This window comes from Lysobacter enzymogenes (assembly GCF_017168095.1).
Lineage (GTDB): Bacteria > Pseudomonadota > Gammaproteobacteria > Xanthomonadales > Xanthomonadaceae > Lysobacter > Lysobacter enzymogenes_D.
Genome location: NZ_LXSD01000450.1, coordinates 1 through 6,470, shown reverse-complemented (window position 1 = coordinate 6,470; position 6,470 = coordinate 1). Strand labels below are relative to the sequence as shown.

Here is a 6,470-nt window from a genome sequence, read left to right as displayed (position 1 = left end):
TGGCTGGCCGCCGGCGCGCTGGTCGCCGCCATACTGGCGGGCGGGTCGGCGCTGTGGCGCGCGCACCGCGCCCAGCCGCAGGCGCCGGGTAGCAGCGAACTGACCGGGCTGCTGCTCGATCCGCAGCTGTCGGAAATCAGCGGCCTGGCCGCCTCGCGCCGGCACCCGGGCGTGCTGTGGATGCACGACGACGGCGGCAACCCCGAGCGCCTGTTCGCGGTGGCCGAGAACGGCGACCGCCTGGCCACCTTGCGCATCGAAGGCGCGATCAAGACCGACTGGGAGGACATGGCCGCCTTCGAGCTCGACGGCCGCCATTACCTGCTGATCGCCGACACCGGCGACAACGGCGGCCTGCGCCGCAGCCTGCAGCTACACATCATCGAAGAGCCCGAGCGGATCGAGAACGCGCGGCTCAAGCCGGCCTGGTCGATCGCCTTCCGCTGGCCCGACGGCGCGCGCGACTGCGAGGCGGTGGCGGTGGACGTCGCGCGCAAGCAGATCCTGCTGATCTCCAAGAAGCGCCAGCCGCCGGAGCTGTTCGCGCTGCCGCTGATGCCGGCCGGCAACGCGCTGCAGACCGCGAGCAAGCTCGGCGCGCTGGCGGGCATTCCCGCGCCGGACGCGCAACTGCGCCAGTCCAACCCGTTCCGGGCCAGGATCCAGGGCCAGGTCACCGCCGCCGACGTCTCGCCCGACGGCCGCACCCTGGCGGTGATGACCTACCGCTACCTGCTGCTGTACCCGCGCCAGCCGCAACAGGACTGGGCCCAGGCCGTAGCTGGCCCGCCGCGGGTCAGCGAACTGCCGTGGCTGCCGCAGGCCGAAGCCCTGGGCTGGTCCGCCGACGGCCGCTTCCTCTACGCCACCGGCGAGTTCATCCCCGCGCCGCTGTACCGCATCGCCCCGTAAGCGGCGAGCCTGCGCGCCAACCGGCTTCCCTCCTGTAGGAGCGGCGCGAGCCGCGACCGCGACACCTCGCCTGCGCCGAAAGCCCCGACGCGAGCGGACACCCCGCAGTCGCGGCTTGCGCCGCTCCTACAGGGGCTTCGGGCCGCCACGCGGCAAGCTTTCGGCCGACCAACGGCAGCTGACGATCTGATATCAATCTGATATCACTATCGCCCAGAACCCCAAGGACGAGTCGCCATGAAAGAGAACCCCTCCCAGTCCCTCCCCGGCATTCCGGTCCTGCTCGCCCTGCTGCTGGTCGCGGCCGGCTGCGGCTACGTCTTCCTCGCCAGCGCCGCCGCCGGGCCCGGCGCCATCACCGTGCTCGCGGTCCTGGCCGGCCTGCTCGCGGTGTTCTGCCTGTTCGGCCTGTACATGGTCGAGCCCAACCAGGCCGCGGTGCTGAGCCTGTTCGGCAAGTACGTCGGCACGGTCAAGGACAACGGCCTGCGCTGGAACAACCCGCTCTACGCCAAGCGCAAGGTCAGCCAGCGCGTGCGCAACTTCGAGAGCGGCAAGCTCAAGGTCAACGAACTCGACGGCAGCCCGATCGAGATCGCCGCGGTGATCGTCTGGCAGGTGGTCGATTCGGCCGAGGCGGTCTACAACGTCGACGACTATGAAACCTTCGTCCACATCCAGTCCGAATCGGCGCTGCGGGCGATGGCCACCAGCTATCCCTACGACCAGCACGAGGACGGCCAGTTGTCGCTGCGCAGCCACGCCAACGAGATTTCGCAGCACCTGAAGGAAGAGCTGCAGGAGCGCCTGGCCGACGCCGGCGTCAACGTCTCCGACGCGCGCATCAGCCACCTCGCCTACGCGCCGGAAATCGCCCAGGCGATGCTGCAGCGCCAGCAGGCCAACGCGGTGATCGCCGCGCGCACCCGCATCGTCGCCGGCGCGGTCGGCATGGTCGAAATGGCCCTGGCCGAGCTGCAGAAGAACGGCGTGGTCCAGCTCGACGAGGAGCGCAAGGCGCAGATGGTCAGCAACCTGCTGGTGGTGCTGTGCGGCGAGCGCGGCACTCAGCCGATCGTCAACACCGGCAGCCTGTACTGAGGAGCGCGCGATGAACATGCCCAGCAACGAATTCATGCTGCCGGCGGTGATGTTGATCAGCGGCGTGCCGATCCTGGTCGCCGCGGTGCTGGTCGCGCGCGGCAACCTGCAACTGATCAACGGCCTGGACCCCGCGCGCCTGCGCGATCCGGCCGCGGCCGCCTCGCGCTTCAGCAAGCAGCTGGCGATGGTGGCGATCTCGATGTTCCTGGCCGCGCTGGGCTTCTACTGGAGCCACGGCGACCAGACCCGCACGATGTGGGTGACCATCGCGCTGCTGGTCGCGGTCAACGGCGTGGCGGTGGCAATGATCGTGACCATGGCCAGGCTCAAGCGCGACTACCTGGCGCCGCGCGACGACCAGCGGACCGGCCGGCGGTGAGCGAGAAGAAGGCCTATCCGCTGCGCATCAGCGCCGAGGTGCTCGCCGCCGCGCAGCGCTGGGCCGACGACGAGTTGCGCTCGCTCAACGCCCAGATCGAATATGTGCTGCGCGACGCCCTGCGCCGCAACGGCCGCCTGCCGCGCCAGGAGCCGCCCCCCGCCGCCCCCGAGGAAGACGCATGAGCCAGCCGTGGATGCACCTCGTCATCGAACTGACCTACAAACTGTTCGAAGCGCCGATGCGCGAACGCATCCAGGAAGAGCTCGACCGCCAGGGCGCGCAGGGCTGGGAACTGGTCGCGGTGGAACACGACCCCGGCGTGCTCGGCACCCGCCTGTACTTCAAGCGCCCCGCCTGATCGACACCCGCCCGGGCCCGCTGCGGGAGCGGCGTAAGCTGCAACTGCGAAAGCGCGGCTACGACGAAACGTTCGCGGTGGGTCGGTTGGCGCGGTCGCGACTTGCGTCGCTCCTACAGGGGCTCCGGCCGGTTTCGTTTCAGGCTGTAGGAGCTGCGCGAGCTGCGACCGCGAAAGCGCGGCTACGGCGAAACGTTCGCTGTGGGCCGGTTGGCGCGGTCGCGACTTGCGTCGCTCCTACAAGGGCTCCGGCGGGTTTCGTTTCAGGCTGTAGGAGCTGCGCGAGCTGCGACCGCGAAGCGACCGGTCGCGGTGCCGCCGCACGCGCCCGCAGCCAACAGCGCGCTCGCCCCCGCAAACGGCAAAACCTCGCCGCCCCGCGGTTGGCACCCCGCCCCCCGCGCGCTACCCTGCGCGCATGCGCGGACCCGGCCACGTCCTGATCAACACCCCCGACATCGAACTGTGGCCCGGCGGCCTGCTGCGCGCGCGCAGCAACGCCGACGCCCGCGCCCTGGCGCGCGCGCGCCACGTGCTGCGGCGCAAGCGCGACGGCCGCTTCCTCGCCGCCGACCTGCCCGAAGGCGTGCTGCCGCTGGTGCACCGGCTGATGCGCGAGGACGGCATCGACGCCGCGCTGGACGCGCTCGAACGCAGCGTCGAGTACCGCCGCGAAGGTCTGGTGCGGGTCGCCGAACTGCCGCTCGGCCGCCTGGAAGAACGCCTCGACGCGCTCGGCCTGGACGCCCACGGCTATGAAGCGCGCACCGGCCTGGCCCTGATCGCCGAACCCGACCGCCTCGCCCTGGCCGGCTTCGACCGCTACCGCCGCCCGCTGTGGCTGCACCCGGCCGCCGCGCGCGCCTGGACCCACCTGCGCGACGCGGCGCGGCGCGACGGCCTCGTGCTCGAAGCGATCTCCGGCTACCGCAGCCACGATTACCAACTGGGCATCTTCGAACGCAAGCTCGCGCGCGGGCTGCGCATCGACGACATCCTCACCGTCAACGCCGCGCCCGGCTACAGCGAGCACCACAGCGGGCTGGCGCTGGACATCGGCGCGCCGGGCGAGCCGCCGGCGGAAGAGTCCTTCGAACTCACGCCCGCCTTCGCCTGGCTGCGCGAGCGCGCCGGCGGCTACGGCTTCGCGATGAGCTATCCGCGCGACAACCCGCACGGCATCGTCTATGAGCCGTGGCATTGGCGTCATTCGCCGGCATGAGCCGGCGCGCGACGGAATCGGCCGGCGTGCGGCGATGAGCGCTCTCGCGGTCGGCTGCGCCGAAGCCGGCCGCAATGCCGCGGTGGATCCGCGGCTCGCTGGCGCGGACGGCGCAGCGCGATGAGCGCCGGATTCGTCTGCATGGACCGCTGCCAACGATGAGCGCAGACGAAACCACGCGCCACAGCGACGCGCGCATACTCGACGCCTGGCGCGAGAACGCCGCGCCATGGACGCAGACGGTGCGCGCCCAGGCCATCGAAAGCCGTCGTTTGGTCACCGACCGCGCCATCCTCGACGCCGCCGTGCGCCTGCGCCCGCGCGACGCGCTCGACCTGGGCTGCGGCGAAGGCTGGCTGACCCGCGCCCTGCGCGACCGCGGCATCGCCGCCGACGGCATCGACGCGATCGGCGAACTCATCGACGCCGCGCGCCAAGCCGATCCCGATGCGCCGCCGCAGCGCTACGCCCGGCTCAGCTACGAAACCATCGCCGCCGGCGCCTTGAACGCGCGCTACGACCTGATCGTGTGCAACTTCTCCCTGCTCGGCGGCGCCGCGGTCGACGCGCTGCTGAGCGCGCTGCCCGCGCTGCTGCGCGACGGCGGCCACGTACTGATCCAGACCCTGCACCCGTCGAGCGCCTGCGGCGACGCGCCCTACATCGACGGCTGGCGCGACGGCAGCTGGGCCGGCTGCGACGGCGCCTTCGGCGAACCGGCGCCGTGGTACTTCCGCACCCTGGGCAGCTGGTTGAAGGTCGTGCGCGAAAGTGGGTTGACGTTGCGCGAACTGGAGGAGCCAGTGCATCCGGTCACCGGCCAGCCGGTGTCGCTGATACTCGATGCAGTCGGCGCGTAACGGAATGGGTTGGCGGAACCGCGCGCGCCCTCGCTGCGCCAATCGTCCGCAACGAAAGTTGCGCCGCAGCTGCGCTTTCGCAGTCGCAGCTCGCGCAGCTCCTACAGTCTGAAACGAAACCGGCCGGAGCCGCTGTAGGAGCGACGCAAGTCGCGACCGCGCCAAACGATCCACAGCGAAAGTTTCGTCGTAACTGCGCTTTCGCGGTCGCAGCTCGCGCAGCTCCTACAGCCCGAAACGAAACCAGCCGGAGCCCCCTGTAGGAGCGACGCAAGTCGCGACCGCGCCAATCGACCCACAGCGAACGTTACGCCGTAGCTGCGCTTTCGCGGTCGCAGCTCGCGCAGCTCCTACAGCCCGAAACGAAGCCCGCCGGAGCCCCTCTAGGAGCGACGCAAGTCGCGACCGCGCCAATCGACCCCACAGCGAAAGTTGCGCCGCAGCTGCGCTTTCGCGGTCGCAGCTCGCGCAGCTCCTACAGCCTGAAACGAAACCGGCCGGAGACCCTGTAGGAGCGACGCAAGTCGCGACCGCGCCAGTCGACCCCACAGCGAAAGTTGCGTCGTAGCTGCGCTTTCGCGGTCGCAGCTCGCGCAGCTCCTACAGTCTGAAACGAAACCGGCCGGAGCCCCTGCAGGAGCGACGCAAGTCGCGACCGCGCAGCCACCGGATCGCGCCGCAAGCGCGACCGCCGCAAGCGCTTACCCCTGCGAGCGATTCACCGGCTTGGCCGCCCCTTCGGCGATATCGGCGATCCGCCACAGGTACAGGCTGGCGTAGGTGCGGTACGGCCCCCAGCGCTCGCCGATCTGCGCCAGAACCTTCGGCGCCGGCATCGCCTCGAGCGTGTCGACGTACTGCGCGCCCTTGCGGATGCCCAGGTCGTCCACCGGCAGGATGTCGGGCCGGCCGAGGCGGAACATCAGCATCATCTCCACCGTCCAGCGGCCGATGCCGCGGATCGGCACCAACGCGGCGACGATGGCGTCGTTGTCCATGTGCGCCATCGCGCGCAGATCGGGAATCTCGCCGCGGGCCTCGCGCGCGGCGAGGTCGCGCAGCGCCAGCAGCTTGTTGCCGGACACGCCGCAGGCGCGCAAGGTCGCGTCGTCGCAGCGGCCCAGGGTGTCGTGGTGCAGGCGCGCGCTGCCGATCGCGGCTTCCACCCGCCCGACGATCGTCGAGGCGGCCTTGCCGCTGAGCTGCTGGAACAAGATCGCGCGCGCCAGCGCGTCGACCGGATCGAAACGGCCGCGCCAGCGCGGATCGTTCGGGATCGGGCCGTTCTCGAGCCGGTCGACCCGCTTCATCCACGCGCCGAGCCGCCGGCAGGCGCGGCTCAGATGCGCGTGCGCGGCCTGCGCGTCGAACCCGCGGACGTGGCGCGGCATATCAGCGCCGCACCGCGTCGACGGCGTAGCCCAGCCACGCCAGGATCATCAGGCTGCCGCCGTAAGGCACCCACCGGGTCGAGGCGCCGAAGAAGTGCGCCGCGGCCAGTCCGCCGGCGAACACGATCGCGCCGAGCAGCAACGCGGCCAGCAAACCGCGCGTCGCGGCGCGCCGCGCCGGCGGCGCCAGCGCGGCCAGGGCGATGCCGTGGCCGAAGGCGAACACCGCGGCGGTCTGCAG

Annotated in this window: 9 protein-coding genes; 7 read left to right on the top strand and 2 right to left on the bottom strand. The window is 71.1% G+C overall.

What is annotated here, in order from left to right; all coding sequences use genetic code 11:
* The 7 genes from A7A76_RS19340 to A7A76_RS19310 all read left to right on the top strand — a co-directional run.
* On the top strand, positions 1–912 hold a 912-nt coding region (locus tag A7A76_RS19340), incomplete at its 5' end, for a hypothetical protein (RefSeq protein WP_206412744.1).
* 237 nt (positions 913–1,149) lie between these two features.
* The gene (locus A7A76_RS19335; protein WP_206412743.1) at positions 1,150–2,013 is read left to right on the top strand and encodes an SPFH domain-containing protein; all 864 of its coding nucleotides are present in this window, start codon (positions 1,150–1,152) and stop codon (positions 2,011–2,013) included.
* A 10-nt stretch (positions 2,014–2,023) separates the two neighbouring features.
* Positions 2,024–2,395 carry a hypothetical protein gene (locus A7A76_RS19330; RefSeq protein WP_206412742.1) on the top strand — a complete coding sequence of 124 codons (372 nt, stop codon included), beginning with the start codon at positions 2,024–2,026 and terminating at the stop codon, positions 2,393–2,395.
* Positions 2,392–2,580: an Arc family DNA binding domain-containing protein gene (locus A7A76_RS19325; RefSeq protein WP_206412740.1), complete on the top strand. Its 189-nt coding sequence runs from the start codon at positions 2,392–2,394 to the stop codon at positions 2,578–2,580. Before A7A76_RS19330 ends, A7A76_RS19325 begins: the two co-directional genes overlap by 4 nt.
* Entirely contained in the window at positions 2,577–2,756 is a 180-nt protein-coding gene (locus A7A76_RS19320) for a hypothetical protein (protein ID WP_206412738.1), read from the top strand. Before A7A76_RS19325 ends, A7A76_RS19320 begins: the two co-directional genes overlap by 4 nt.
* A gap of 418 nt (positions 2,757–3,174) precedes the next feature.
* A complete protein-coding gene (locus A7A76_RS19315; RefSeq protein WP_206412737.1) occupies positions 3,175–3,978 on the top strand; it encodes a M15 family metallopeptidase in 804 nt (267 codons plus the stop codon).
* Between the two features lie 158 nt (positions 3,979–4,136).
* Positions 4,137–4,838: a class I SAM-dependent methyltransferase gene (locus A7A76_RS19310; protein WP_206412736.1), complete on the top strand. Its 702-nt coding sequence runs from the start codon at positions 4,137–4,139 to the stop codon at positions 4,836–4,838.
* Positions 4,839–5,539: 701 nt separating this feature from the next.
* On the opposite strand, the gene A7A76_RS19305 is transcribed toward A7A76_RS19310, so the two are convergent.
* Together A7A76_RS19305 and A7A76_RS19300 are read right to left on the bottom strand one after the other, a co-directional pair.
* The gene (locus A7A76_RS19305) at positions 5,540–6,229 is read right to left on the bottom strand and encodes a DNA-3-methyladenine glycosylase family protein (RefSeq protein ID WP_206412735.1); all 690 of its coding nucleotides are present in this window, start codon (positions 6,227–6,229) and stop codon (positions 5,540–5,542) included.
* Between the two features lies 1 nt (position 6,230).
* Positions 6,231–6,470 (bottom strand): DUF423 domain-containing protein (locus tag A7A76_RS19300; protein WP_206412734.1); only part of this gene is annotated, 240 nt, incomplete at its 5' end.